A 26,101-nucleotide genomic window follows, 5' to 3' on the forward strand; every position below is an offset into this window, starting at 1 on the left:
TCCTAAAGAGGCTTATTCGCCGCCCTCATCGCCCTCATCGCCTTCTTCGCTTCCGCCATCCATGGTGGACACCACGACCGGCTGGGCATTGGGATCGACTTCGCGGAAGCCGGAGCCAAGCCGCTCTTCCTCGATCTCCTCGACGCGGGCCTGCTGTTCGGCAGCATCACCGTCGATCTCGGCCAGGCGGTTGGCGCGTTCCTGCGCGATGATTTCCTCGAAGCGGACGCCGGGATTGTTCTCTTTTTCCTTGTAGGCCGCGTCGATCAGTTCCGCCGTACAGCCCAGTTCGGAGCCGAGGCCCACGGTGGAGCAGGACAGCGGGCCGAACTTGCCGACCGTCTCGAAGCTCTGCACGCGGCTGGCCCATGCCTCGTTGGCAGGACTGTCGCTGAGACGCAGGTTTTCCGGGATGCGGTAACGTTCGCCCTCGTCCAGGCGGGCGCAGACCACGATTTCGTCTTCGGCCGATTGCGGGCAGGGATCATCGCCATAGATAATCAGCGTGTTGACCCGGTCGCCGCCTTCGTCCTGCGCGGCGGCAGGGGCTGCGGCCAGCGCCATGGCAGCGACGGGGGCAAGGCTGAGGAGGGCGAGGCGGGTCATGGGCATTCTTCCATCAATTGCGGTGCACCGGAACTTTGCACCCTGCTTGCTGCAATAAGGCGCGCTGGCCGGTGAACGGGTTATGAAGCAAACGGGCGGCAAGCCGCAGCGTTCCGCCGTTTGCGAAGCCTTCGGGCAGCGTCAGATACGCTCCGCCAGCCGGATCGCGGCGCGGCAGCCGAAGCGGATGGCGGCGGACAGGATGGGATAGCCGGGCGCCTCTTCCGCGCCTGCGGCAATCGCGTGGTCGCGGTGCTCGCGCTCGTCCTCGCGGAATTCCTCGATCATGGCGGCGAGTTCGGGATCGTCCTGATCGCGCTGCAATTCATCGAGCTGCGCGGAATAATGCCGGTCGATCTCGGTCTCCACCGCAGCGGTGCACGCCATGGCGGCTTTCGGCCCCATCAGCGCCGTACCCGCGCCCAGCGCGTATCCAGCGGCGGACCAGAAAGGCTGCAGCAGGGTCGGCCGCACGCCGCGTTTTGCCAGCAGTGCGTCGAAGCGGGCGCGGTGGCCTTCTTCCTGCTGCGCCATGGCACGGATTTCGGCCGCATGCGGGCCGTTCTCGCCCAGCACGGCCAGCTGGCCTTCGTAGATGCGCGTGGCGCCGAGTTCGCCCGCCTGGTCCACGCGGATCATGGCAGAGCGGTCGGGCTTGGCAGTCGCTTGGTCGGTCATCTCGGTTTCCTTAGCAGCAAGGCAAAGATGGCTATCCCGCCCGCCGCAGAAAAGAGGAAATTCCAGCCTGCGAGCGAAATGCCCATCAGCCGCCACGCTGCCTTGTCGCAGGAAATCATCGACTGGCCGAGGATATTGTCGAGGGCGTTGCCCCCGCCCCCGCTGGCCGCGCCGGAACAGGTATCCAGCCCTTCCCACCAGCCCCATTCCACGCCCGCATGGAAACCGGCGATGCCCGCGCTGGTCAGGATCGCGCCGGCCGCAAGCGAAGTCCACAGCCGCGGGCGCGGCAGCAAATAAGCCAGCAAGGCGAGCGCCACGGCCGCGAAATGGGGATAGCGCTGCCACCAGCACAGCTCGCACGGGAACAGGCCGAAGCCATATTGCGAGATATAGGCCCCGCCCAGCAGCACGGCGGGCAGGCCGATGGCGATTTGCCGTGCGAGCCGCTCTGCGCGCGTTATCGGCATTCCCGCCATCCTGTCAGCGGCGCGCAGTTGCGGTGCGCGACGTGCGGCGCAGGGTCTGCAGCGCGTAATGCAGCTGGAAATCCTCGATGCCCTGCTCGGCCAGCTCTTCCGGCGTGGCGGTGAAGCGCGGATCGGCCTTGTTGTCGATCTCCAGCGTTTCGTCCTTCAAATCTTGCTCATTCACGATGTGGCGTTGCAGGTCGCTCTCGCGGAAGGTGAATTTGGCGCGTGCGGCCATGTCCGGATCGGACAGCTGCGGCACGCGGATATCGGGTTCGATCCCGCCTTCCTGCACGCTGCGGCCCGAAGGCGTGTAATACAGCGCCGTGGTCAGCTTCAGCGCGGTGTTGCGTGTCAGCGGCATCAGCGTCTGTACGCTGCCCTTGCCGAAGCTGCGCTCGCCCATCACCAGCGCGCGCTTCTGGTCCTGCAGCGCGCCTGCCACGATTTCGCTGGCGGAAGCGGAGCCGGCATCGATCAGCACAATGATCGGCACGCCGTCGGCCACGTCGCCCGGATACACGCTCTCGCTGTCGTAATAGATGGTGTCACGCCGTCCGCGCCCACGCTGGGACACGATCTGGCCTTCGTCCAGGAACAGGTCGGACAGGGCCACGGCCTCGTCCAGCGAGCCGCCCGGATTGCGCCGCAGGTCCAGCACCAGGCCGTTCAGCGTGCCGCCTGCCTGCTTGCGCAGGTCGGCCAGGCCTTGGGCGACATCGCGCCCGACATCGCGGCTGAACTCGTTGACCGAGATATAGCCGATATTGCCGTCCTTCAGCTCCCAGGTCACCGGCTCCAGCTCGATCACGCCGCGCGTCACGGTGATTTCCAGCGGAGCATCGCGCCCGGCGCGCACTACCGTCAGCGTGATGGCCGTGCCCGCAGGCCCGCGCATCTGGCTAATGGCCTCGTCCAGCTCCAGCCCGACGATCAGCTTGCCATCGATATGGGTGATGTAATCGCCCGCCTTCAGGCCGGCCTTGTCTGCCGGGGACCCCTTGAAGGGGGAGACGACCTTCACCGCGCCGTCCTCGCCCTGGACCTGGATGCCCAACCCCTGGTAATTTCCGTCTATCATGGTGGTCAGGCGCTCGTAGCCGTCGCCGTAGATATAGGCGGAATGGGGATCGAGTTCTGCCAGCATGCCCTTGATGGCGCCGTTCACCAGCGTCTCGTCATCCACTTCGCGGACATAGACGGCCTTCACCCGGTCCACGACGGCGAACAGCGTGGCAAATTCGCCGCTGGCCCGGCTTTCGACCTGCGCGAAACCGGCCGTGGTGGCGGGCAGCAGGGCGACGGCAGTCAGCAGCGCGCCCGCGCGGGCGGCCCGCGCAAGGTTTTTCGGTGCGAATTTCTTGGGTGCGAATGTCATTGAAGGATCCCGTTATCGTATGGCCATCCTATCGCGCAGGAGGGCTTAACGCCAGATGAGGATGCGCCGGACGAGGCGGCGGCCGGCAATCAGCCCAGGAATGGGACGGGATTGACCGGCTCGCCCTCGCGCCGCAATTCCAGCGAGATGGTCGGGCGCCCCTGCGGCGCGATACCCAGCGGCGAACCGCCCGTCACCTCGTCACCGACATTCACGTCCACGCGGGCAAGGCCCATGACCACGCTGGTCCAGCCGCCCTCGTGCTCCACGATCACGATGCGGCCATAGCCCTCGTATGGCGCGGCGAAGACCACGCGGCCCTGCGCAGGCGCAATCACCTGCGCGCCGCCGCGCGGGGCGATGGTCAGGCCGTTGGACAGCCCGCCGGAAGAGGGCGCACCGAAGCCGGTGACGGTTCTCCCGGCCACAGGCAGGAGGTATGGGCTGGGCGGACGGGTGCGGATGCCTTCAGTACCCTGCGCGGCGCGTTCCGGCGCGGTGACCTGCGCATCCTGCGGGCGTTCCGGCCGCAATTTCGGGCCCGGGAGTGCCGCCAGCCTGTCGCGCAAGGACCCTGCCCGGTCGAGTTCACCCACCAGCCCGTCGAGGTCGCGCGCCTCCTCCGCCAGCGCCAGCGCGCGTTCGGATTCGCGTGCCGCATTGCCGCTCGCCTGCCGCGCGGCGAGGCGCTGGCGCGTCTCCAGCTCGGCCAGCTCGGTGCGCCGCTCGTCCAGCGCCTCCTGCTCGGCGCGCAGGACGCCGCGGGCCTGTTCCGCCTCGCGCCGGAGCCTGCGGCTGCGATCGAGCCGGGCGCGCAGGCCGGATGTGCGTTGGCGCACCTGGGGCACGGCGCTCGCCAGCATGGCGCGGGTGTAGACCACGTCGCGGATGGAGCCGGGGCGCAGCAGCGACAGCACCACCGGGCGGCGGCTGAATTTCTGCAAGGCGGCGGTGAGGCGGACCACCGGGCCCTGCCGCGCGCCCAGCTCCTCACGCAGCTTGCGGCGCTCGTTATCGATCATGGCGATGCGTGCTTCAGCGGCGGCGATGCCGGCTTCGGCCTGTTGCACGCGGGCGGCCAGCGCGGCGGCTTCTTTCCTGGTGCGCGCGGCGGCGGTCTCAGCCTCGCTGGCCTCGCGCTCCAGCCGGATGCTGCGGGCTTCGGCATGCTTGCGCTGCTCCACCGCGGTTTCGAGCGCCGCGCGGCCTTCCTCGGCAGAGGTGAAGACGGGCTCGCGCTGGGCGGTAGCCTGCGACGCGGCCAGCACCAGCAGGAAGGCGACCAGCGGCCAGCGCCGCGGCCTCGATTCCGGTGTCTGGGTTTCCGGTGTCTGGTTGGCCAGCGTGATCACGCAGCCGTCATGCCCGATGATAGGGATGCCCTGCAAGGATGGAGGTGGCGCGAAACAGCTGCTCTGCCAGCATGGCGCGGGCGAGCAGGTGCGGCCAGGTCGCCTTGCCGAAGGCGAGCAGCAGGTCGGCCTCGGCGCGTTCCTGCTGGGAATGCCCGTCTGCCGCGCCCAGTACGAAGCGGGTTTCGCGGATGCCGTCATCACGCCAGCGGCCGAGCAGGGCCGCGAAATCCTCGCTGCCCATGGCCTTGCCCCGCTCGTCCAGCAGGACAGTGCGGCACGGCGTCAGCGCGTCGGGGATCCTGCCGCCGGTTTCGGGCAGCTCGGTATGGCGGAAGGGCCAGGTGATGCGCTTCTCATACCGCGCCAGCAGCTCCGCCTCCGGCGAACGCGCGATCTTGCCCCGTGCGATGATGTGGAGAAGAATTTCAGCGCTCCCGAACTGGCTATCTCAAGTCCGGTCCGCGTCCAGCGGACCGCAAAGGCGACCGCCCGCCCGGACCGGCCCCGGAGCGAAGCGTAGGGAATAGCCGGGAGGACGAACCCGCGGATGCGGGTTCATGAGACAAACAAACGCGGAGCCACTACGCCCGATCTCAGCCCCCGGCCGCGTCTGCCGCCTTCTCCTCGTCCCCGAAACCCCACATGCGTTCGAGGTTGTAGAAGCTGCGGACTTCGGGGCGGAACAGGTGCACCACGACGTCACCGGCATCCACCAGCACCCAGTCGGCTGCGGGCAGGCCTTCGATATGCGCGCGGCCGTGGCCGGCGTCCTTCACCTTCTGCGCCAGCTTGCTGGCCATGGCGGCCACCTGCCGCGTGGAGCGGCCCGATGCGATCACCATGTGATCGGCGATGGAGGACTTGCCCGCCAGCGGGATGGAGACGAGGTCCTGCGCCTGGTCGTCGTCCAGCTGGTCGATGATCAGTTCGTGCAGCGAGCCCGGCTCGGTGGCGGGTTTTTCCGCGATATGTTGCGATGCGTCGGTCATGGCGTGATGGCGCGCGGCGAATTTGGCCGCGGCGGATCAGTCTCCTGTAAGTCTTGAAAAGCGGTCAGTGCGGGCGGTCATGCCGCGCCGGACCTTGTATGTTGCTGAATAAGCGAATGGGTAACCTCGTCGCGCGGCGGCGGACCGGCAAAAGCGTCGGCCCAGTCGGGATCGGCACGGCGCAGAGCGGTGGCCGAGCGGGGATCCGGGTCGAAACGCAGTTCGATCAGCGCGGGGGCACTCCAATCCGTCCGGCTCCTGAAACTGGCGGCGGAGAGCCGGTAGCGGCGCAGCCAGGCCATTGCGGGGCTCGCAATTGCAGCACTGTCATACCCCGGGCGCGCAATCACCGCAATCGGCATCTGGCGGGCGATGGCCTGCCAGTCCTTCCACAGGTGGAACTGCGCAAGATTGTCCGCCCCCATCAGCCACACGAAATCGCGGTTCGCGAAGCGGCGGCGGATCGCTGCCAGCGTGTCGACGGTGTAGCGCGTGCCCAGCTGCTGCTCGATCGCGGTCACCCGGATCGGCGCGCGCCGCGCCTGCACCTGCGCGCTTTTGACGCGCGCGGTCAGGCTGGCCATGCCTTCCTTCGGTTTCAGGGGGTTGCCGGGCGAAACCATCCACCAGACCTCCGCCAGACCCAGCGCGCGCAGGGCGAACAGGCTGATCCGCCTGTGCCCGCCATGCGCCGGGTTGAAGCTGCCGCCAAGGAGGCCGATCGGCCCGCCGCGCATCAGGCGCGCGCCTGCCCGGTGCCGCGCACCTGCCACTTGTATGTGGTGAGGCCTTCCAGCGCCACGGGACCGCGGGCGTGCAGCCGCCCGGTCGCGATGCCGATTTCCGCGCCCAGGCCAAATTCCCCGCCATCGGCGAACTGGCTGGAGGCATTGACCATGACGATGGCCGAATCGACCTCGTCCAGGAAGCGCTGGGCGGCATCGGCGTCCGACGTCACGATGGCATCGGTGTGCCCGCTGGAATGCGCCGCGACATGGCTTAGCGCATCATCCATCCCGTCCACCACGGCGACCGACAGGATGGCGTCGAGATATTCGGTGTCCCAGTCCTCGGGCGAGGCGGGAACGATCCGCGAATCGAGCGCCTGCGCCCGCTTGTCGCCGCGCAGTTCGCAGCCGCCGTCCAGCAACGCGCCCACGATCCGCGCGCTTTCGGGAAATTGCGAATCGAGCAGCAGCGTCTCCATCGCGCCGCAGATGCCGGGGCGGCGCAGCTTCGCATTCACGGCCAGCTTCTCCGCCATGCCGGGCTCTGCCGCCGCGTGCACATAGGTGTGGCAGATACCATCGAGGTGGGCGAGCACGGGCACGCGGGCATCGTTTTGCACCCGCTCCACCAGGCTCTTGCCCCCGCGCGGCACGATCATGTCGATCAGCCCGGCCGCCTTCAGCATCGCCCCCACGGCGGCGCGGTCCTGCGTTGGCAGCAATTGCACGGCTGCTTCCGGTACGCCTTCTTTCGTCAGCCCCTCGGTCAGAGCATCCAGGATCGCGCGGTTGGAATGCACCGCCTCGCTGCCGCCGCGCAGCAGGGCTGCATTGCCGGAGCGCAAGCACAGGGCCGCCGCGTCCGCCGTGACGTTGGGGCGGCTTTCGTAAATGATGCCGATCAGGCCGATCGGGATGCGCACGCGCTGCAGGTCCAGCCCGCTGGGTGCTTCGGATTTCGAGATTACCTCGCCCACCGGATCGGGCAGGGATGCGACGTTTTCCAGCGCGGCGGCGATCCCTTCCAGCCGCTCCCCATCCAGCTTCAGCCTATCGAGCAGCGCACCGGTTAGCCCGCGCTCCTGGCCCGCCGCGATATCCTTCGCATTGGCATGGAGGATGTCCGCCTCGTGATCGCGCAGCGCCTGGGCGGCAGCGCGCAAGGCGGCAGCCTTCTGTCCGTCGCTCATCCGGGCGAGCTGACGCTGGGCTGCGCGGCCATCGCGCGCAAGGCCGGCAACAAGCGCCTCCGGATCGGCGGAAAATGCGGTCTGATCGGTCATGCGGTGTGCCTAACAAACATCATTCGCCTTGTCAGGATTTTCGCCGGAGCGGACGCAAAGCCGGCCCAAATGCCGAATCGATTCTGTGAACGCTCACGCACAGAGTCCCGGCAAGTTCCCGCCGGATGAAACGTTTCATCGCTTCTTTTTCTCGGCTCGCCCCCTTTAAACGTAGGTAATTTTGCGAATCGTGACCCTGTTGCTAACCACGCCGCGGGTTTGGACACTTATTTAGTACGGGGTCGACATCTTGCAGAACGAAACCGGAGGCGGCTTTCTGGCGCGCCTGCGGAGCTGGTTCCCGGATCGCGAATTTTTCATGCGGTCTAACGGGCAGGTCCGTTTCATCACGATTACCACGAAGATGCAGATGACCGCTGCCGGCGCGGCCTGTGCCGCGCTGCTGGTTTGGGGCGTGTCCGTGGTGGGTGCGGGCGTCATGCAATACAGCGCCCAGGCCGAACGGATGGCCCTGCTGGACCGCGAAGCGAAGGTGGAAGACGCGCAGACGCGGCTCGACGCCTATAGCGACGACCTGGATTCCGTGGCCGACGAGCTCGAGACGCGGCAGGACTTCCTTGAAGACATGCTGCCCATGCTGCCGGAAGACGTGCGCGAAGGCGAAACGGTAACCGATAGCGAAAGCGAAACCGCCGCCACCGTGCAGAAGGTGTCCGCCAGCTTCCCCGAGGCAGCCCGCCTGGCCCAGATCGAGCGCCGCCAGATCGCGCTGGCCGAACGCATGACCCGCTTTGCGGACCGCCGCGCAGCCCGCGCCGAGAAGGCGATTCGCAAGCTGGGCCTCAACCCCGACGCCATGCTCGCCAATTCGCGCGATGCCATGGGTGGTCCTTTCGAGGCGCTGGGCAAGAGCATCGACCCGCGCTTCCAGCGCCTGGGCGCAAGCCTTGCCCGCATGGACGCGCTGGAGCGCGGCCTGGCCGGCATTCCGCAGGTCATGCCGGCGGATATCAACATGATCTCCAGCGGCTTTGGCTATCGCCGCGATCCGTTCAACGGTTCGGGCGCCATGCATAGCGGCCTGGACTTCAAGGGCCCCGTGGGCGCCCCGATCCACGCCGCAGCCGCCGGCAAGGTGACCTTCGTCGGTTACAAGGGCGGATACGGCAAGACGGTGGAAATCACCCACGGCAACGGCATGATGACCCGCTACGCCCACATGTCGCGTTACAACGCCAAGGTCGGTCAGAAAGTCGACGCCGGCAGCGTCATCGGCGCCATCGGTTCCACCGGGCGCTCCACCGGCCCGCACCTGCACTTCGAAGTGCGCATCAACAATCGTGCGGTCAATCCGCGCCCGTTCCTGGAGACGGCCCCGAATGTTCTCGAAGAAGCCCGACGCCCCGCTTCCACCGCAAAGGAAAAGAAACGTGGCTAATCCCGGCTCGACCTTCTCCGTCCTCGGCCCGGACGTTTCGATCACCGGCGACATTTCCGCCAATGCCGACCTGCATGTCGATGGCAAGGTGCATGGCGACATCACCTGCAAGGCCATCGTGCAGGGCGAGGAAAGCGTCATCAACGGTTCGATCGAGGCGGAAAGCGCCCGCATCTCCGGCACTGTGAAGGGCACGATCTCCGCTCGCGAACTCGTCGTGCTGCGCAGCGCCCGCATCGAGGGCGACGTGCGTTACGAAGCGCTGACCGTGGAACAGGGCGCGCATATCGAAGGTCGCTTCTCGCACGGCGAGGCCCGCGCATCCACGCAGGGCGCCAAGCCCGCAGCCAAGCAGAACGGCAATGATGGCGGGGAACCGGTGCTGACCGTCGCGAACTGATCGCGCGCTTCGCCTGACAGGGCAGGAAAACAAAAAGGGCCGCTACCCGGATCGGGAAGCGGCCCTTTTGCTATCTATCGGCCATCGCTGGCCGGAGGAGGTCAGCCTTCGTTCGTCTCGCCGTCTTCGGCAGCGCGCTTGGCGGTCAGCCATGCTTCGGCTTCGGCTTCCTGCGCGGCCTGCGCAGCAGCCTTGGCGGCTTCCTCGCGCTCGGCCTTCAGTTCCTCGATCAGCGCGGCCTTGTCGTCACGCGGCTGGACGGGAGCCTCTTCGACCACCTCTTCGCCTTCGACCGGCTCGGGCGCGTTGGCGGCGGCCTTCTTCGCGGCCTTGGCCACGGCGGCGTCCAGCTCGCGCTGGCTGCACAGGCCCAGGGTCACCGGATCCTTGGGCTGGATGTTCTGGATGTTCCAGTGCGTGCGTTCGCGGATGGCGTTGATCGTGTTGCGCGTGGTGCCGATCAGCTTGCCGACCTGCGCGTCGGAAATTTCCGGGTGGTTGCGCAGCAGCCATGCGATGCCGTCCGGCTTGTCCTGGCGCTTGGACACCGGCGTGTAGCGCGGGCCCTTGGTGCGGCTGACATCGACCGGGGCGCGCTGCATGACCAGCGCATATTCCGGGTCCTTCTCGCCCTTTTCGATTTCGGCATGGGTCAGCTCGCCGGAATGCACCGGATCGCGGCCGGTATATTTGGAGCCTGCCAGGTCGTCCGCCATGGCCTGCACTTCCAGGATGTGGAGGCCGCAGAAATCGGCGATCTGGGTGAAGCCCAATGCGGTGTTGTCGATCAGCCAGCTGGCTGTCGCATGGGGCATGAGGGGAGTGGGCTGGTTAGTGGACTGGGCCACATGATTTCTCCGCTGAAATTAAAAGGGCCGCCCCTTGCGGAGCGGCCGTTGCATGCCCGATGTAAGCGCATTCGCCCCGCGCGGCAAGAAAAAGCGCAAGCGGGGCCGCGTTTGCCGCATGCTTAGCCCGCTGCGCCATCGCCCACGGCCAGCACGATCTTGCCGATGTGATCGCCCGCCTCCATCCGCGCATGGGCGGCGGCGGCGTCTGCCAGCGGGAATGTGCGGTCCATCACCGGGCGCAGCTCCCCTTCGGCCACCATCGGCCAGGCGTTCTGCGCGATATCCTGCGCCAGCAACTGCTTGAAGACATCGGGCCGCGCGCGCAGCGTGGACCCGGTCAGCACGTGGCGCTTCATCATCACCTTGGCCATGTTGACCTGCGCCTGCGCCCCGCCCAGCACGGCGATGGTGACCAGCCGGCCGTCCGGCGCCATGCAATCGAGGTTGCGCTGCGTATATTCGCCCGCGACCATGTCCAGCACCACGTCCGCGCCTGTCCCGCCGGTATGTTCCAGCACGCGCGCGCCGAAATCCTCCGCCTTGTAATTGATCGCCAGGTCCGCGCCGACGTCGCGCGCGGCGTCGCACTTCGCCTCGCTGCCGCAGGTGACGATCACCGTCAGCCCTAGCAGCTTGCCCAGCCGCGTCGCCATGGTGCCGATCCCGCTCGTCCCGCCATGCACCAGCAGCACCTCGCCATCGCGCGCGAAACCGCGCTGGAAGACGTTATGCCATACGGTAAACAGCGTTTCGGGCAGGGCCGCAGCCTCTGCCAGCGAGAGGCCCTGCGGCACTGGCAGGCACTGCCCGGCCTTTGCGCAGCAATACTGCGCATAGCCGCCGCCCGGAACCAGCGCGCAGACCTGTTGCCCCAGCATCTCTGCCGCCACCCCATCGCCCAGCGCCACGACGTCACCGGAGATTTCCAGCCCCGGCGTCTCGGGCGCACCGGGCGGAGGGGGATAAAGGCCGAGGCGCTGGAATACGTCCGGCCGGTTCACACCGGCATGGCTGACGCGGACCAGCACTTCGCCCGGCCCCGGCTGCGGCACGGGCAGCTCATGCAGCTGCAACTGCTCCGGCCCGCCCGGCTGCGCGATGCGGATTGCCTGCATGGTTTCCGGAATGGCCGATGCCTCGTCCAACGTTACCCCCCTGTCACGTTGCTCTGTCACGTTGCTGTGGCCCCTTCGCCACGCCTGTTGGCGTAGTGATAGCGCCCGTTGACAGCAAGCGCCAAGCGCAGGACACTGGCTGCGCAATGGACCAAGACGACCTCCCGCGGGCGCGCCAGGATGCGGCCGACCAGCTCTCGAAAGAGGATCTGGACAGCTATTCGCAGGAAGAGCTGCTGGAGAGGGTTGCACTGCTTGAAGCGGAAATCGCGCGGGTGAAGGCGCAGCATGCGCGGGCCGCGGACCACCGCAAGGCGGCCGATGCGCTGTTTGGTTCCCCGCCCCAATCCGGGCAGGCCGGCTGAGCCATGCCGACCCAATCCGCCCGCACCTGTAAATCGCGCGGCGGCTTCCTATATTCCCTGCAACAGGGACCCGCCGGCAGCCAGCCGTTTGCCGTGCGTTCAGTTTCCCGCCTTACCCTGCCGTTCCCGGACCATGCCGGACGCGGCCGAATAACGGATAGACCATGCCAAGTTTTGCCCAGAGCCTAGAGAAGACCCTCCACACCGCGATGCAGCTCGCCAGCGATCGCACGCATGAATACGCCACGCTGGAGCACCTGCTGCTGGCGCTGGTGGACGATAGCGATGCGGCCGAGGTGATGAATGCCTGCGGTGTCGACCTCGATGAGCTGGGCCTGGCGGTGCAGCAATATCTCGACCAGGAATTCAAGAAGCTGGAGGGTGAGCCGGAAAGCGATCCGCAGCCCACGGCCGGCTTCCAGCGCGTGATCCAGCGCGCCATCCTGCACGTGCAGGCCAGCGGCAAGGACGTGGTGACGGGCGCCAATGTACTGGTCGCCCTGTTCTCCGAACGCGACAGCTATGCCGTCTATTTCCTGCAGCAGCAGGATATGAGCCGGCTGGATGCGGTCAGCTTCATCAGCCACGGCATCGCCAAGAACGGCAGCAGTGAAGCCCGCCCGCCCGAAGGCGCGGAGGGGGCCGAGGACGGCGATACCAAGCCCGGCGGCAAGAAGAAGGAAACCGCGCTCGACCAGTTCACCGTCAACCTCAACAAGAAGGCGCAGGACGGCAAGGTCGACCCGCTGATCGGCCGCAATGCCGAGGTTGACCGCACGGTCCAGATCCTGTGCCGCCGGTCCAAGAACAACCCGCTGTATGTGGGCGATCCCGGCGTGGGCAAGACGGCGATTGCCGAGGGCCTGGCGCGCAAGATCGTGGAAGGCGACGTGCCCGAAGTGCTGAACGATGCGGTCATCTACTCGCTCGACATGGGCGCGCTGCTGGCCGGTACGCGCTATCGCGGCGATTTCGAGGAGCGGCTGAAGCAGGTCGTTTCCGAACTGGAAAAGATGCCCGACGCGGTGCTGTTCATCGACGAGATCCACACGGTGATCGGCGCAGGGGCCACCAGCGGCGGGGCCATGGATGCTTCCAACCTTCTGAAGCCCGCCCTGTCCGGCGGGACGATCCGCTGCATCGGTTCGACCACTTACAAGGAATTCCGCAATCACTTCGAGAAGGACCGGGCCCTGCTGCGCCGGTTCCAGAAGATCGACGTGAACGAGCCCACGGTGGAAGACACGATCAAGATCCTCAAGGGCCTGCGCAGCGCCTTCGAGGAGCATCACAAGGTGCGCTACACGCCCGACGCCATCAAGACGGCGGTGGAAATGAGCGCGCGTTATATCAATGACCGCAAGCTGCCGGACAAGGCGATCGACGTGATCGACGAGGTCGGCGCGATGCAGATGCTGGTCCCACCCAGCCGGCGCCGCAAGACCATCACGGCCAAGGAAATCGAGAAGGTGATCGCTACCATGGCGCGCATCCCCCCGAAATCCGTCAGCAAGGATGATAAGGCCGCGCTCGGCAGCCTGGAGAAGGACCTGAAGCGCGTCGTGTTCGGGCAGGACCTGGCGATCGAGAAGCTCTCGACCGCGATGAAGCTGTCGCGCGCGGGCCTCCGCGATCCGGAGAAGCCCATCGGCAGCTTCCTGTTCAGCGGCCCGACCGGCGTCGGCAAGACCGAAGTCGCCCGCCAGCTTGCCTCCATCATGGGGATCGAGCTGAAGCGCTTCGATATGTCGGAATATATGGAGCGTCACAGCGTCTCCCGCCTGATCGGCGCGCCTCCGGGCTATGTCGGTTACGACCAGGGCGGCCTGCTGACCGATGCCATCGACCAGAACCCGCACTGCGTGCTGCTGCTGGACGAGATCGAGAAGGCCCATCCGGACCTGTTCAACATCCTGCTGCAGGTGATGGATAACGGCCGCCTGACGGACCATCACGGCAAGACGGTGGACTTCCGCAACGTGGTGCTGGTCATGACGACCAATGCCGGCGCGTCCGACATGGCGAAACAGGGCATCGGCTTTGGCGACGTGTCGAAGGAAGATGCCAGCGAGGAAGCCGTGAAGCGCATGTTCACGCCGGAGTTTCGCAACCGCCTCGATGCCATCGTGCCGTTCGGTTACCTCGGCACGGGCACGATCAGCCGCGTGGTGGACAAGTTCATCCTGCAGCTGGAACTGCAGCTGGCCGACCAGAACGTGCACATCCAGTTCGACGGCGATGCGCGCGAATGGCTGGGCAAGCGCGGTTACGACCGCCTCTATGGCGCGCGCCCGATGGACCGCCTGATCCAGGAAAAGGTGAAACAGCCGCTGGCCGAGGAACTGCTGTTCGGCAAATTGTCCGGCGGCGGCGAGGTGCAGGTGAGCGTGAAGGACGACAAGCTCGCCTTCGAACTCGCCCCGGCCCCGCCCAAGTCCAAGGCCAAGAAAGCCAAAAAGAAGCCAGCCGCCAAGAAGAAGGCCCCTTCAAAGGATAAGCCCAAGGATACGCCCGACACGTCCGGCGCGGATGCCTCGGGGGACGACGGCTCCGGCGACAGCTGATCGCTTGAGCGGCAAAATGGTTTGAACACGCGGCGGGCGGGTGCATGATGCATCCGCCCGTTTTGCTTTGGGGGAACATGCATGCGCCAGCCACTCAGGATCACACTACTCGCCGGCCTGGCCGCCGCCATGCCGATGGGCATGTCTGCCGCGCAGGACACGGCTGAGGCGCAGGCGGAGCCGATACGCACGCTGGTTTCCGGTACGCCGCTGACCAGCGAGCAGGCCAAGCTGGTCCCGCTGAAACTGGACCTGAAGATCTGGGTGATGCCGGAGACGACCAGCATTCGCGGGCTGGCCGATTACACATTCGCCGCAAACGGGACCCCGAAGCGGGTCGAGCTGGAGCTGGATGAGCGGCTGGCCGTCTCGCAGGTGATGGTGGGCGGCATGCAGATCGCGCCGGGCAGCTTCACCCACGCAGACGGGCTGCTGTCGATCGAATTGCCAGAGAGCCGCCGCGATCCGCGCCGCTATTCGGTGCAGATCCAATACGAAGGCGTTCCGCGAGAGGCGCCGCGGGCGCCCTGGGACGGCGGCTTCGTCTGGTCGCAGACGCCCGATGGCCAGCCTTGGATCGCCACCGCCATGCAGGGCCATGGATGCGACCTGCTGTATCCCTGCATCGACCATTCGACGAAGGAGATTGCCGAGGTGGAGAGCACGATCTTCGTGCCATCCGACAGCAACCTCTATGCCGCGGGCAATGGCAGGCTGCTGGGCGAGGAGACCGCCGGCGAGTGGCGCGGGTATCGCTGGCTGGCCAAGCACCCGAACATCTACGCGATGGCGCTGAACATCGGGCCTTACGAGGTGCTGGAGCGCACACATCGCGGCCCGTCGGGGCAGGACATCCCGCTGGTGTTCTATCACCTGCCGGGCGACGGAGAGAATGCCGGGCGCCTGCTGGACGAGCTGGCGCTTTACATCGACTGGTTCGAGCGCCGCATCGGCCCCTATCCCTTCGCGGACGAGAAAGCGGGCGTCGTCCACACGCCGCACCTGGGCATGGAGCACCAGACCATCAACGCCTACGGCAATGGCTACAAGCGCGGAGTCATGCCTTACGACTGGCTGCTGTTCCACGAATTCGCGCATGAATGGTTCGCCAACCAGCTGACCCATCGCAGCAATGCGGACATGTGGCTTCACGAGGGCACGGGCAGCTACATGGAGGCGCTGTACCTGCGCGATATTGCGGGCGAGCATGCCTATCACGCCAAGATGGCGGGCGCGCGCAATATCATCCGCAACCAGGTGCCCGTCGCGCCGCGCGATCATGTGCGATCAGACGCATATCTGGACGATGCCGGCTGGGGCAGCGACATCTATGCCAAGGGCAGCTGGGTGCTGCACACGCTGCGCGAGCTGATCGGGGACGATGCCTTCTTCCGCAGCATGACGCTGCTGGTTTACGACACCTTCGATCCGCAGCCGGGCCGGTTCATGCCGGTCCTGCGCGACACGGACGACCTGTTGCAGATTGCGGAAGAAGAATCGGGCCTGGAGCTCGGCTGGTTCTTCGAGGTCTACCTGCGCCAGGCCGCCCTGCCGGACCTCGTCGCGACGCGCGATGGCGGCACGCTGGCGCTGGAATGGCGCGATGTGGGCAATGTCGAATTCGCCATGCCGGTGGAAGTGATGGTGGACGGCCAGCTGATGCGCGCCGAGTTCACGGGCAACCGCGCGGTGCTCGAAATCGGGGAGGACGCGCAGATCGTCACGCTGGACCCGCAATCGAAGATCCTGCGCCGCGATCCGAATATCGAAGCCTACCAGGCGCAGCAGGCCAGGGCGCGTGCCGGGACATAGGGCCGGGACATAGGGCCGGAACATAAGCGCGCCATCGCGGCTTTATCCCGCAATGGCCGCGCCTTTTTCCTGGATCCGCCCCGAACCCTGGGGCGTGCATGTCGTGCCCGCCGATTGCTGGATCGATCCCAGCCGGGCGGTGGACCGCGCGCTCGTCACCCATGGCCATGCCGACCATGCGCGCGGCGGCCATGGCGAGACGGTGGCCACGCCCGAGACGCTCGCCATCATGGAGCTTCGCTATCGCACTGGGGCGCAGGACGATGCAGGCGAAATCCCGCACCGCGCCGTGCCCGTGGCCTATGGCGAGACGATCCGCCTGAAGGGCGGCGTCGATGCGACGTACATCCCCGCGGGGCATGTGCTGGGCAGCGCGCAGATCCTGCTGGAACATGCGGGCGAGCGCGTGGTCATCACCGGCGATTACAAGCGCCGCGCCGATCCCACCTGCCCGCCCTTCGAAGTGACGCCCTGCGACATCTTCATTACCGAGGCGACATTCGGCCTGCCGGTCTTCACCCATCCGCCGATCGAGGAGGAGATGGCCAAGCTGACAAGCGCGCTGGCGGCCCATCCCGATCGCTGCGTGCTGGTGGGCGCCTATGCGTTGGGCAAGGCGCAGCGGGTGATCGCGGAATTGCGGGCGGCAGGACACCATGACGTCATCTACCTCCACGGCGCGATGGAGAAGATGTGCAATCTTTACAAAGACTTCGGGGTCGACCTCGGCAGGCTTGCGCCGGTGGCCGACACGCCGAAGGATGATCTTCGCGGCCATATCGTGGTGAGCCCGCCCGGCGCCCTGAACGACCGCTGGAGCCGGCGCCTGCCCGAACCCATCACCGCCATGGCCAGCGGCTGGATGCGCGTGCGCCAGCGCGCCCGCCAGCGCAATGTGGAGCTCCCGCTGGTCATCTCCGACCATGCCGATTGGGAGGAACTGACCCGCACCATTCAGGAAGTCGACCCGCAGGAAACCTGGGTCACCCACGGCCGCGAGGAGGCGCTTCTGCGCTGGTGCCAGCTCCACCAGCGCCGCGCGCGCGCACTGGCGATGGTTGGCTACGAGGACGAGGATGATTAGGCGGAAAGGATCTGATGGATCCCAAGAAAGGAACGACACCCAATGCTGGCCCACCACCTGATCAGGCAAGGCATCATCGCGCCGGTCGCAATGGTAATTCCGATGCTGCTCAGCCCTTTCGTGCCCGGGTTCGACAGTTTTGCGAGCCATCTGAGCGAGTACCAGCTGGGCCCAGAGTGGATCAGTGCGATCGTACGCATATCGGCTGCGCTCGCCGGCACTTCGATCATCGCCTTTTCCATCGGCCTATTGCTCGCAAAGGGCGGGATCAGCTGGTCCTGGAGCGCGCTTGCCGGCTTCGCCTTTGGCCTTGCCATGCTGTTCAACGGCATTTTCGTCGCGGGTGATCCACGGCACGGACTGTACGGCCTGGCCATTTTCGCGGTGCTGCTGCCGGCATTTTTTGCAACCGAATTTTCCGATTGGCTAACGCCGGTCGGCAAGCAAATCTCGCTGTTCGTGGCTTTCGCAGGCCTTTTTTACATGTGGTTCCTGCTCGTCGGGCTCGATCCGGCCGAATATCGGGGGCTTACCCAGCGCGCCTATATCCTGCTCAGCTTCGGCTGGTTCTTGGTCCCTTTCATGGCGGCCGGGCGGCAGCGCACCGCATCTCCGGTCTCATCCTAGGCGATAGCGACGTTGGAAGAGTTCGCCGCCCTGATCGACGCGCTGGTTTACACCCGCTCCCGCAATGAGAAGTTGCGTCTGATTGCCGAGTACCTGCGCGCGACGCCCGACCCGGATCGCGGCTGGGCGCTGGCGGCGCTTTCCGATGGGCTCGACTTCCCGGCGGTGAAATCCTCCACCATCCGGAACTTGCTGAAGGACCGGGTGGACCCCGTGCTCTGGACGCTCAGCCGCGATTTCGTGGGGGATACGGCGGAGACGGCGAGCCTGCTCTGGCCCCAACCGGATGACCCGCCTTCCCCGCCCTCGGTGTCCGAAACGGTGGAACTGCTCAGCGCGATGAACCGCAAGAGCGTGGTGACCGAACTGCCGCGGCTGCTGGACCGGCTCGATTCCTCCGGCCGTTACGCGCTGCTGAAGCTGGCGACGGGCGGCATGCGGATCGGCGTGTCCAGCCGGCTGGCCAAGACCGCTTTCGCGCAGGCTTTCGATGTGCCTGTCGAGGAGGTGGAGGAATACTGGCACGGCCTCGCCCCACCCTATCCGGAGCTGTTCGACTGGGGCGCGCATGGCAAAGACCCGCCCGATATCGCCAACCTGCCCACCTTCCGCCCCTTCATGCTGGCCCATCCGCTGGAGGAAACGGTGGTGGACCTGGCCGATTACGCTGCGGAGTGGAAATGGGACGGAATCCGCGTACAGCTGGTGCGAGCCGGCGGCGAAACGCGCGTCTATTCGCGCAGCGGTGACGATATCTCCGCCACCTTCCCGGAACTGCTGGACGTGCTGCCCTTCGATGCCGTGCTGGACGGCGAGCTGCTGGTGCGGGGCAGCACGCAGGGCGGTGAGGAGGGCGGCGCGGCCAGCTTCAACGCGCTGCAGCAGCGCCTCGGCCGCAAGACCGTCAGCAAGAAGATGCTGGCGGAAAGCCCCGCCTTCGTGCGGCTGTACGATGCGCTGCTGGTGAAGGGCGAGGACTTGCGCGAAATGGCCTGGACCCAGCGTCGCGCGCGGCTGGAGGCGCTGATGAGCGAGCTGCCCGGCAGCCATTTCGACATCAGCAGCATCGTGGAGGCGCGCGATTTCGAGCACCTGGCCCAAATCCGCGAGGGCACGCGCGACGATGCGATCGAGGGCCTGATGCTGAAGCGCCGCGACAGCCCCTATATCGCCGGGCGCCGCGTGGGGTTCTGGTACAAATGGAAGCGCGACCCGCTGCTGGTCGACTGCGTGCTGATGTATGCCCAGCGCGGCAGCGGCAAACGCTCCAGCTTCTTTTCCGATTACACCTTCGGGTGCTGGGACGGCGATCCCGACGCGGGCGCGGACCTGCTGCCCGTCGGCAAGGCCTATTCCGGTTTCACGGACGAGGAGTTGAAGAAGCTGGATCGCCACGTCCGCCAGAACACCGTCAACCGCTTCGGCCCGGTGCGCGAGACCAACCGCAGCATGGTGTTCGAAGTCGCCTTCGACAGCGTGCATGAAAGCAAGCGCCACAAGAGCGGCCTCGCCATGCGCTTCCCGCGCATCCACCGCATCCGCTGGGACAAGCCGCCGCACGAAGCGGACCGGATCGAGGCGCTGCGCAAGCTGGTGCGGGATTAAGGGCACAAGACCCCTTTCCACCATGAATTGCGTTTGTTAGCCCTCCGGCATTCCTTCGGAGGTCGCAATGCACAAGTCTGTTTTCCTCATGGCCACCATGCTGGCCACCACCGCCCCTGTCGCCGCGCAGGAGGTGCCGATCATCCTGCCGGGCGCGCCGGGTGAAGCCCCGCGTGTCGTTTCCAGCGAGGAAGCCATCGCGCTGGCGGACACGCGCTATTCCCCCGCCGATGTGGCCTTCATGCAGGGCATGATCGTGCACCACCAGCAGGCGCTGGACATGGCGCAGCTGGCGAAGGGGCGCACCAGTAACGATGCCGTGCTGAAGATCGCCGACAGGATCGAGGCGACGCAGGCCGACGAGATGAAATTCATGCGCGGCTGGCTCGAAGCGCGCAATATCGAGGTGATGCCCATGGGCATGGGCCATGCGCACCATGACCACATGATGAAAGGCATGGCCACGCCCGAGCAGATGGCGCAGCTCGCAGCCTCCAGCGGGACGGAATTCGACCGGCTTTTCCTGCAGCTGATGACCGCGCACCACCTGGGCGCGGTCGACATGGTAGAGGAGCTGCACAAGCAGCCCGGCAGTGCTTACGACCCGGTGATGTACGAATTCACCAATGAGGTGCTGGGCGACCAGAAGTCCGAGATCGACCGGATGAACGCCATCGCGGCCACCCTGTCGCAGGATCCGCGCGCGACGCTGGGCGCAGGCTTCCGCGATGCGGACGAGGCGATCCTGCACATGCGCAAGGTGGCAGTGATGCCAAAGCCCGCCGGCTTCTTCGATCCGGCGAACCCCGCGCAGCTTCGCCCCCTGGTCGAGAAGGACGAGGAGGAAGCCGAAACCGAAACATCGATGTCCGAAGCGGAAGAAGATGCGGAGGCCGACAAGCCGCAATTCGGCAAGCGCGGATCGCTGCTCAGCTTCAGCTTCACCGATATGGCGTTTGCCGGCGATGTGATGGTTGTCGGCAGCTATCACGGCTTCAACGCCTATCGCCTCGGCGCGGACGGCGTGCCGCAGCTGGTCAGCTCCGTCGTCTGCCCCGGCGGGCAGGGCGATGTCTCGATCGCGGGCGACCTCCTGGTGATGAGCGTGGAATCCAGCCAGGGCCGCAAGGACTGCGGGCTGCAGGGCGTGACCGACAAGGTAAGCGAGGAGCGTTTCCGCGGTCTGCGCATCTTCGATATCTCCGACCTCACCCGCCCCCGCCAGGTGGGCCAGGTGCAGACCTGCCGGGGTAGCCACACCCATTCCATCGTGCGCGCAGATGCCGAGCGGCTGGTGGTCTACAACTCCGGCTCCTCCTACGTACGTGACGAAGAGGAGCTGGCAGGATGCATCGAGACGGCCGGTGACGGGACGGCGCTGTTCAGTATCGACGTCATCGAGATACCCGTATCCGACCCCGCTTCCGCACGGGTGGTGGAAAAGCCGCGCGTGTTTGCAACCGATGGCGAGATTGCCGGCCTCTGGCGCGGCGGCGACCATGGCCGCGATACGCAGCGCACCAGCGTCACCAACCACTGCCACGATATCACCGTATTCCCGGCAAAGAATATCGCGGCGGGCGCCTGTTCCGGCAACGGCATCGTGCTCGATATCTCCGACCCGCTGCGCCCGAAGCGCATCGACGATGTGACGGACAAGGGCTTCGCCTACTGGCACTCCGCCACTTTCAACAATGATGGCACGAAGGTGCTGTTCACGGATGAATGGGGCGGCGGCGGGCGGCCGCGCTGCCAGGCCGGCGACCCCCAGAACTGGGGCGCGGATGCCTTCTACGCCTTCGTGGACGGGAAGCTGGAATATCGCGGGATGTACAAATTGCCCGCACCGCAGAGCGACAAGGAAAACTGCGTCGCGCATAATGGCTCGATCGTCCCGGTGCCGGGGCGCGATATCTTCGTGCAGGCCTGGTACCAGGGTGGGATCAGCGTGATCGACTTCACCGACGCGACCAACCCGGTGGAGATCGCCTATTTCGACCGCGGCCCGGTGGACAAGGACCAGCTGGTTACCGGCGGTTATTGGTCCGCATATTGGTACAAGGGCCGGATCTACGCGACCGAGATCAGCCGCGGGCTGGACGTGTTCGCGCTGGAGCCGAGCGAGTTCCTGACTGCCGAAGAGATCGCCGCGGCCGAGAATGCCGAATATGCCGGGGACGTCTTCAATCCGCAGACGCAGACGCAGGTCACCTGGCCTGAGGAATATATCGAAGCCGCCGAGCGCAGCCGCGCGGGCGGATAAGGGCGCTCGGGAACCGCGAAGTAGCGCCGCGCAACTCGGTCTTCATTTGCGGCCCCGCCTCCGCGGGGTGGCCCGTGGGGTCCGACTTAAGCGGACCGGGGAAGCCTAACGGCGCAGCTCCGCCATGTGGCGCTGCGCGAGGCGCATGTAGCGTTCGGTCTGGAAGCGGACCTTTTCGATCTCCGTTTCGCTGCGCTGCTTGAAGGGCTTGGCCGGGCGGCCGATCCATATCTCGCCTGCCGGGATATGCTTGCCGGGGCTGAGCAGCGCGCCCGCCCCCAGCATGCCGCCCGCGCCGATGCGGCAATCGTCCATCGCAACGGCACCCATGCCCACGAAGCCCTTGTCCTCCACCGTGCAGCCGTGGACCACGGCCATGTGACCGATCACGCAATCCTCGCCGATGATGGTGGGGCAGCCATCCGTGTCGGGCCGCGGCCCCTCGACATGGAAGACGCTGCCATCCTGGACGTTGGAGCGCGCGCCCACCTCGATCCGGTGGATGTCCCCGCGCAGCACGCAATTGTACCAGACGCTGGATTGCGGGCCGAGCGTCACGTCCCCGATGATCCGCGCCCCGGGCGCAACGAACGCGCTTTCGTCGATCTGCGGATGCTTGCCCTCGAACGGGATGATGGTCGCACCCGGAAAGCGCTCGGCCCATTCGGATTGCGGGATGTGGTTCACAGGAAATTCTCCCAGATCAGGTGCGGCAGGATGGAGGCGTAATCGTCCGTCCATGCCGCGCGGTCCGGCACGGGCAATTCTTCCCACTCGCCCTTGTCCGCAAGGTGGGCCAGCACTGCCGGATCCGCCGTCATCACCACCCATGTGGAGGAATAGAGGCCCGCTTCCCAGTCCGGCACATCGTCGCGCACCAGGGCGACCATGCCCTGCTCCTTCGCCAGCGCCGAGAGCACCGGCTTCAGCTGCAGGAAGCGGTTGGTGATATTGACCACCAATATGCCCCGCTCGCCCAGCGCGCGGCGGTAATGGCCCATCGCCTCATTCGTCAGCAGGTGCAGCGGGATGGAATCGCTGGAAAATGCGTCGAGCACCAGCAGGTCGTAACTGTCGGCGGGCGTTTCGGCCATTTCCAGCCGCGCATCGCCGACGCGGACATCGGCATCGGGCGTGCATTTCTCGACATAGGTGAAGGTCCCGTCGCGCGAATAGCGCACCACGGCCGGATCGATCTCGAACAGCGTCCACCGCTGGCCCGGCTGGCGGAAGCAGGCGAGCGTCCCCACGCCGAGGCCCAGCACGCCGATGTGCGCATCCCTACCAAACAGCTCCGGCACGCTGGCCAAAGCCATCCCGGCCCCCGATGTCGGGCCGTAATAAGTCGACGGCGCAAGCGATCGCTGGCCATCCTCTCCTGCCAGCTGGATACCGTGGGTCGTGGTCCCGTGCATCAGCTGGCGCGTGCCATCGTCCTGCCGGATCACGGAATAGACCCCGAAGTAGCTGCGGCTGCGATCGCCCGATGCGCTGACCTGGAACTGCATGATGCCGCCCAGCGCGGCGAGCACGGTGGCGGTCCCGGCCACGAAGGACCAACGCCGGATGGCCACGAACAGCGCGAAGGCGAACAGGCCCAGCAGCGCGATGGCGATTGCCCAGCCCGGACGGCCCATCTCCTCCCCGATCTTCAGGAAGGCGAGCCCCGCAAACAGCGCGGCGATCAGCGCGAGGAGCAGCGTCCAGCGCACGAAGAAGGCCGGAAGCACGAACCGGTCCGCAAAGCCGCGATAAGCGCCGAGCGGCAGCAGGGCGGCGGCCGCCACCATCAGGATGGGGTGTTCCCACGTCCAGTCGAAGGTGACCGGCGCAATCAGCGCCGTGAACAGGCCGCCCAGCGCGCCGCCCAGCGACATGACGAGATAGAAGCGCGTCAGCTGTGCAGGCTCCGGACGGCTCTCGTACAGGCGCGCATGCAGCGCCGTGGCCACCACGAACAGCAGCACCACGCTGGCGATCGCCGCGCTCAGGCCCGGGCGGCCCGAGCCGTAGATTGCCATCGCGGCCCCGGCCAGCAGAACAACCGGCGCGGCCAGCACGAATAGCCGGGCAAGCCCGCGCCCTTCGGCAAAGGCGATGCTGAAGCTGAGGAGGTAAAGGCCCAGCGGAATCACCCACAGCAGCGGCATCGCCATGATATCGGTGGTGAGATAGGTGGTGGTGGACAGCATCAGCCCGCTGGGCACGGCAGACAGCGCCAGCCACAGCATGATGCGCCGCCAGCCGGTCCGCTCCTGCGGTGCTGCCTCTTCGGTGGCCCGAACCGCCGGAGCGGCCGCTGCCACTCCGCGCCGCGCCCAGACGAGCGCCGCGACAAGGCCCAGCAGGACAAGGTAGCCAAACGCCCAAAGCCGCCCCTGCTGCGCCAGCGGCAGCAGTGGCTCGGCCAGCAAGGGATAGGCGATCAGCCCGCCGAAGCTGCCAAGGTTGGACGCGGCGTAAAGCGGATAGGGATTGCCCGCCTGCGGATGCGCGGCAAACCAGCGCTGCACCAGCGGCGCCTGCGCACTGACGGCGAAAAACACCGGCCCTACGCTCAGCAGGAAGAGCCATGGCACCCACAGCGCCTCCCACCCCGGCGCGGCGGGCGCGATTTCGGCCAGGTGCAGCGGCAGGGTCAGCGCAGCGAGCGCGAGCACGGCGAGGTGGACATAGCCCTGCTTCGCCAGGGACAACCGCCCGATGAAATGCGCATAGGCATACCCGCCCAGCAGCAGCGCCTGGTAAACCAGCATGGCGCTGTTCCAGACATTCGGCGCGCCGCCCAGTTTCGGCAGGGCCATGCGCGCGACCATGGGCTGCACCAGGAACAGCAGGAAACTGCCCGTCAGGATGGCCAGCACGAACAGCCAGCGGCGCGGCTGAGATCCGGCGCTATTTGGCGCTTCGCCAGCCGTCACGGCGTCAGTCATAGCCCCGTCCACTTGTCGCATTGCTGTCTAGCGCCTCCCAATCCGCGCGCTTCATCGTCCAGATGATATTGTCGCGCCAGGGCGGATCGTAGCGCATGTCCTGATAATCGAGATCCTCGCGGCGCTGCATGCCGAGCCGCTCCATCAGCCGCCAGCTGGCCGCATTGTCGATCACGGTGATGGCGTGGATCTGCTCCGCACCGAAGCGGGTGAAGCCCGCATCCATCGCTGCCTCCGCCGCCTCGCGTGCATAGCCCTTGCCCCAGGCATCGCTGCGGAAGCGCCAGCCGATCTCCATCTCGCCGGTAATGCTGCTGCCCGGCGCATCGGCGCGTTTCAGGCCGCAGAAGCCCAGCACCTCTCCCGCCAGATGTCCGCCATCCGCCAGTCGCTCGACCAGCCAGAAGCAATGGCCGTGACCAGCCTCGCAGGCTTCCACCCGTGCGCGCTGCATCGCCATGCCATCGCCGTCCAGCACCCCGCCCAGCCATTGCATCACAGCTTCGGTATTGGTGTGGCGGAAGAAGGCCTTCCAGTCGGCATCGCCGCGCCAGTCGCGCAGCACCAGCCGATCGGTCGGCAGGCGAAATTCACGCATTGGCGAGCCAGCGCGCGGCCTGCGGGGCGTGATAGGTCAGGATGCCGGTGCAGCCCGCGCGGCGAAAAGCGATGAGCTTTTCCATTACCAGCGCCTCGCGCTCGCCCACGCCTGCGGCCACGCCGGCCTCTACCAGGGCGTATTCCCCGCTGACCTGGTAAGCGAAGATCGGCACGTCGAAGGCCTGTTTCGCGCGCCAGATGATGTCGAGATAGGCGAGGCCCGGCTTCACCATCACGCTGTCCGCACCTTCCGCGATGTCGAGCGCGATTTCCCGCAACGCCTCTTCGCCATTGGCCGGGTCCATCTGGTAGGTCTTCTTGTCGCCCTGCAGTACGCCGGAACTTCCGACCGCATCGCGGAACGGGCCATAGAAGGCGGAGGCATATTTGGCGGCATAGGCCATGATCTGGACATTGTGATGCCCGCCCATTTCCAGCGCCATGCGGATCGCGCGCACGCGGCCATCCATCATGTCCGACGGGGCGACGATATCCGCGCCGGCCTCCGCCTGCACGATCGCCTGGTCCACCAGAACGGCAACCGTATCGTCATTTGCGACATAGCCCGACGCGTCCAGAAGTCCGTCCTGCCCATGGCTTGTGTAGGGATCGAGCGCGACATCGGCGAGCACGCCAAGGTCGCTGCCGACAGCATCCTTCACCGCCCTGATGGCGCGGCACATGAGGTTGTCCGGATTTAGCGCTTCGGCCCCGTCATCGCTGCGGCGGTCTGCCTGCGTGTAGGGAAACAGCGCGATGCACGGGATGCCGAGCGACACCGCCTCGCGCGCCTGCTCCACGATGCCGTCCACGCTGCGGCGCGACACGCCGGGCAGGCTGGCGACGGGATCGGTGACGCCGCTGCCTTCCGTCACGAATATCGGCCAGATCAGGTCCGCCGCGGCCAGCCGCGTTTCGCGGAACATCGTGCGGCTCCAGCCATGCGCACGGGTGCGGCGCAAACGGGTGTTGGGGAATGCTCCGGTCATGGGGCCA

The 26,101-nt window shown here is 66.4% G+C and carries 24 protein-coding genes; 9 read left to right on the plus strand and 15 right to left on the minus strand.

Annotated features, from left to right (window positions below; translation table 11 throughout):
- Nucleotides 1–12: 12 nt before the first annotated feature.
- The 9 genes from A6F65_RS01865 to A6F65_RS01905 all read right to left on the minus strand — a co-directional run bounded on the left by A6F65_RS01865 (nucleotide 13) and on the right by A6F65_RS01905 (nucleotide 7,487).
- Nucleotides 13–606: a hypothetical protein gene (locus A6F65_RS01865; RefSeq protein ID WP_157093018.1), complete on the minus strand. Its 594-nt coding sequence runs from the start codon at nucleotides 604–606 to the stop codon at nucleotides 13–15.
- Nucleotides 607–747: 141 nt separating this feature from the next.
- Entirely contained in the window at nucleotides 748–1,284 is a 537-nt protein-coding gene (locus A6F65_RS01870; RefSeq protein ID WP_067785298.1) for a demethoxyubiquinone hydroxylase family protein, read from the minus strand.
- The gene (locus tag A6F65_RS01875; RefSeq protein ID WP_067785301.1) at nucleotides 1,281–1,754 is read right to left on the minus strand and encodes a disulfide bond formation protein B; all 474 of its coding nucleotides are present in this window, start codon (nucleotides 1,752–1,754) and stop codon (nucleotides 1,281–1,283) included. The genes A6F65_RS01870 and A6F65_RS01875 overlap by 4 nt, the downstream gene beginning before the upstream one ends.
- A 13-nt stretch (nucleotides 1,755–1,767) precedes the next feature.
- Nucleotides 1,768–3,132, minus strand: a complete 1,365-nt coding sequence (locus A6F65_RS01880; protein WP_067785304.1) for a S41 family peptidase — start codon at nucleotides 3,130–3,132, stop codon at nucleotides 1,768–1,770.
- 89 nt (nucleotides 3,133–3,221) lie between these two features.
- Nucleotides 3,222–4,520: a murein hydrolase activator EnvC family protein gene (locus tag A6F65_RS01885; RefSeq protein WP_083989145.1), complete on the minus strand. Its 1,299-nt coding sequence runs from the start codon at nucleotides 4,518–4,520 to the stop codon at nucleotides 3,222–3,224.
- The gene (locus A6F65_RS01890) at nucleotides 4,492–4,911 is read right to left on the minus strand and encodes a 23S rRNA (pseudouridine(1915)-N(3))-methyltransferase RlmH (RefSeq protein ID WP_067785307.1); all 420 of its coding nucleotides are present in this window, start codon (nucleotides 4,909–4,911) and stop codon (nucleotides 4,492–4,494) included. The genes A6F65_RS01885 and A6F65_RS01890 overlap by 29 nt, the downstream gene beginning before the upstream one ends.
- Before the next feature lie 169 nt (nucleotides 4,912–5,080).
- A complete protein-coding gene (gene rsfS, locus A6F65_RS01895) occupies nucleotides 5,081–5,476 on the minus strand; it encodes a ribosome silencing factor (RefSeq protein WP_067785310.1) in 396 nt (131 codons plus the stop codon).
- A 77-nt stretch (nucleotides 5,477–5,553) separates the two neighbouring features.
- Entirely contained in the window at nucleotides 5,554–6,213 is a 660-nt protein-coding gene (locus A6F65_RS01900; RefSeq protein WP_067789736.1) for a nicotinate-nucleotide adenylyltransferase, read from the minus strand.
- Entirely contained in the window at nucleotides 6,213–7,487 is a 1,275-nt protein-coding gene (locus A6F65_RS01905) for a glutamate-5-semialdehyde dehydrogenase (protein ID WP_067785312.1), read from the minus strand. The genes A6F65_RS01900 and A6F65_RS01905 overlap by 1 nt, the downstream gene beginning before the upstream one ends.
- A gap of 250 nt (nucleotides 7,488–7,737) precedes the next feature.
- On the opposite strand from A6F65_RS01905, the gene A6F65_RS01910 reads away from it, so the two are divergent.
- Together A6F65_RS01910 and A6F65_RS01915 are read left to right on the plus strand one after the other, a co-directional pair.
- A complete protein-coding gene (locus tag A6F65_RS01910; RefSeq protein ID WP_237164849.1) occupies nucleotides 7,738–8,886 on the plus strand; it encodes a M23 family metallopeptidase in 1,149 nt (382 codons plus the stop codon).
- On the plus strand, nucleotides 8,879–9,286 hold the full coding sequence (locus A6F65_RS01915; RefSeq protein ID WP_067785315.1) for a bactofilin family protein: 408 nt from the start codon (nucleotides 8,879–8,881) through the stop codon (nucleotides 9,284–9,286). The genes A6F65_RS01910 and A6F65_RS01915 overlap by 8 nt, the downstream gene beginning before the upstream one ends.
- 101 nt (nucleotides 9,287–9,387) lie before the next feature.
- Here A6F65_RS01915 and A6F65_RS01920 read toward each other — a convergent pair whose 3' ends face one another.
- A complete protein-coding gene (locus A6F65_RS01920) occupies nucleotides 9,388–10,101 on the minus strand; it encodes a DUF1013 domain-containing protein (protein WP_067785318.1) in 714 nt (237 codons plus the stop codon).
- Between the two features lie 155 nt (nucleotides 10,102–10,256).
- Nucleotides 10,257–11,252 (minus strand): NAD(P)H-quinone oxidoreductase, encoded by a 996-nt coding sequence (locus A6F65_RS01925; RefSeq protein ID WP_067785321.1) that lies wholly within the window; start codon nucleotides 11,250–11,252, stop codon nucleotides 10,257–10,259.
- A gap of 146 nt (nucleotides 11,253–11,398) precedes the next feature.
- Here A6F65_RS01925 and A6F65_RS12805 point away from each other — a divergent pair, with 146 nt between their 5' ends.
- The 7 genes from A6F65_RS12805 (at nucleotide 11,399) to A6F65_RS01960 (ending at nucleotide 21,572) form a co-directional block, all read left to right on the plus strand.
- A complete protein-coding gene (locus tag A6F65_RS12805; protein ID WP_067785324.1) occupies nucleotides 11,399–11,617 on the plus strand; it encodes a DUF1192 domain-containing protein in 219 nt (72 codons plus the stop codon).
- Between the two features lie 164 nt (nucleotides 11,618–11,781).
- Entirely contained in the window at nucleotides 11,782–14,181 is a 2,400-nt protein-coding gene (gene clpA, locus A6F65_RS01935) for an ATP-dependent Clp protease ATP-binding subunit ClpA (RefSeq protein WP_067785327.1), read from the plus strand.
- 81 nt (nucleotides 14,182–14,262) lie between these two features.
- Nucleotides 14,263–15,993, plus strand: coding sequence for a M1 family metallopeptidase (locus A6F65_RS01940; protein ID WP_083989147.1), 1,731 nt, complete (start codon nucleotides 14,263–14,265; stop codon nucleotides 15,991–15,993).
- A gap of 52 nt (nucleotides 15,994–16,045) precedes the next feature.
- Entirely contained in the window at nucleotides 16,046–17,077 is a 1,032-nt protein-coding gene (locus tag A6F65_RS01945) for a ligase-associated DNA damage response exonuclease (protein WP_067785330.1), read from the plus strand.
- A gap of 42 nt (nucleotides 17,078–17,119) precedes the next feature.
- Nucleotides 17,120–17,704, plus strand: a complete 585-nt coding sequence (locus tag A6F65_RS01950) for a DUF998 domain-containing protein (RefSeq protein ID WP_067785333.1) — start codon at nucleotides 17,120–17,122, stop codon at nucleotides 17,702–17,704.
- A 12-nt stretch (nucleotides 17,705–17,716) separates the two neighbouring features.
- Entirely contained in the window at nucleotides 17,717–19,309 is a 1,593-nt protein-coding gene (locus A6F65_RS01955) for a cisplatin damage response ATP-dependent DNA ligase (RefSeq protein ID WP_067785336.1), read from the plus strand.
- Nucleotides 19,310–19,376: 67 nt separating this feature from the next.
- Nucleotides 19,377–21,572, plus strand: coding sequence for a DUF305 domain-containing protein (locus tag A6F65_RS01960; protein WP_067785339.1), 2,196 nt, complete (start codon nucleotides 19,377–19,379; stop codon nucleotides 21,570–21,572).
- 105 nt (nucleotides 21,573–21,677) lie between these two features.
- Here A6F65_RS01960 and A6F65_RS01965 read toward each other — a convergent pair whose 3' ends face one another.
- Genes A6F65_RS01965 through hemB form a run of 4 tightly spaced genes read right to left on the minus strand, consistent with a single transcriptional unit; the run spans nucleotide 21,678 to nucleotide 26,094 of the window.
- Nucleotides 21,678–22,259 (minus strand): gamma carbonic anhydrase family protein, encoded by a 582-nt coding sequence (locus tag A6F65_RS01965; RefSeq protein WP_067785341.1) that lies wholly within the window; start codon nucleotides 22,257–22,259, stop codon nucleotides 21,678–21,680.
- Nucleotides 22,256–24,505 (minus strand): spermidine synthase, encoded by a 2,250-nt coding sequence (locus A6F65_RS01970; RefSeq protein ID WP_067785344.1) that lies wholly within the window; start codon nucleotides 24,503–24,505, stop codon nucleotides 22,256–22,258. The genes A6F65_RS01965 and A6F65_RS01970 overlap by 4 nt, the downstream gene beginning before the upstream one ends.
- A complete protein-coding gene (locus tag A6F65_RS01975; protein WP_067785347.1) occupies nucleotides 24,498–25,103 on the minus strand; it encodes a GNAT family N-acetyltransferase in 606 nt (201 codons plus the stop codon). Before A6F65_RS01975 ends, A6F65_RS01970 begins: the two co-directional genes overlap by 8 nt.
- Complete coding sequence (gene hemB, locus A6F65_RS01980; protein WP_067785351.1) at nucleotides 25,096–26,094, minus strand: porphobilinogen synthase; 999 nt, start codon at nucleotides 26,092–26,094, stop codon at nucleotides 25,096–25,098. The genes A6F65_RS01975 and hemB overlap by 8 nt, the downstream gene beginning before the upstream one ends.
- Nucleotides 26,095–26,101 lie beyond the last annotated feature (7 nt).

It is taken from the genome of Paraurantiacibacter namhicola, assembly GCF_001687545.1.
In the GTDB taxonomy this organism is placed as follows: domain Bacteria; phylum Pseudomonadota; class Alphaproteobacteria; order Sphingomonadales; family Sphingomonadaceae; genus Paraurantiacibacter; species Paraurantiacibacter namhicola.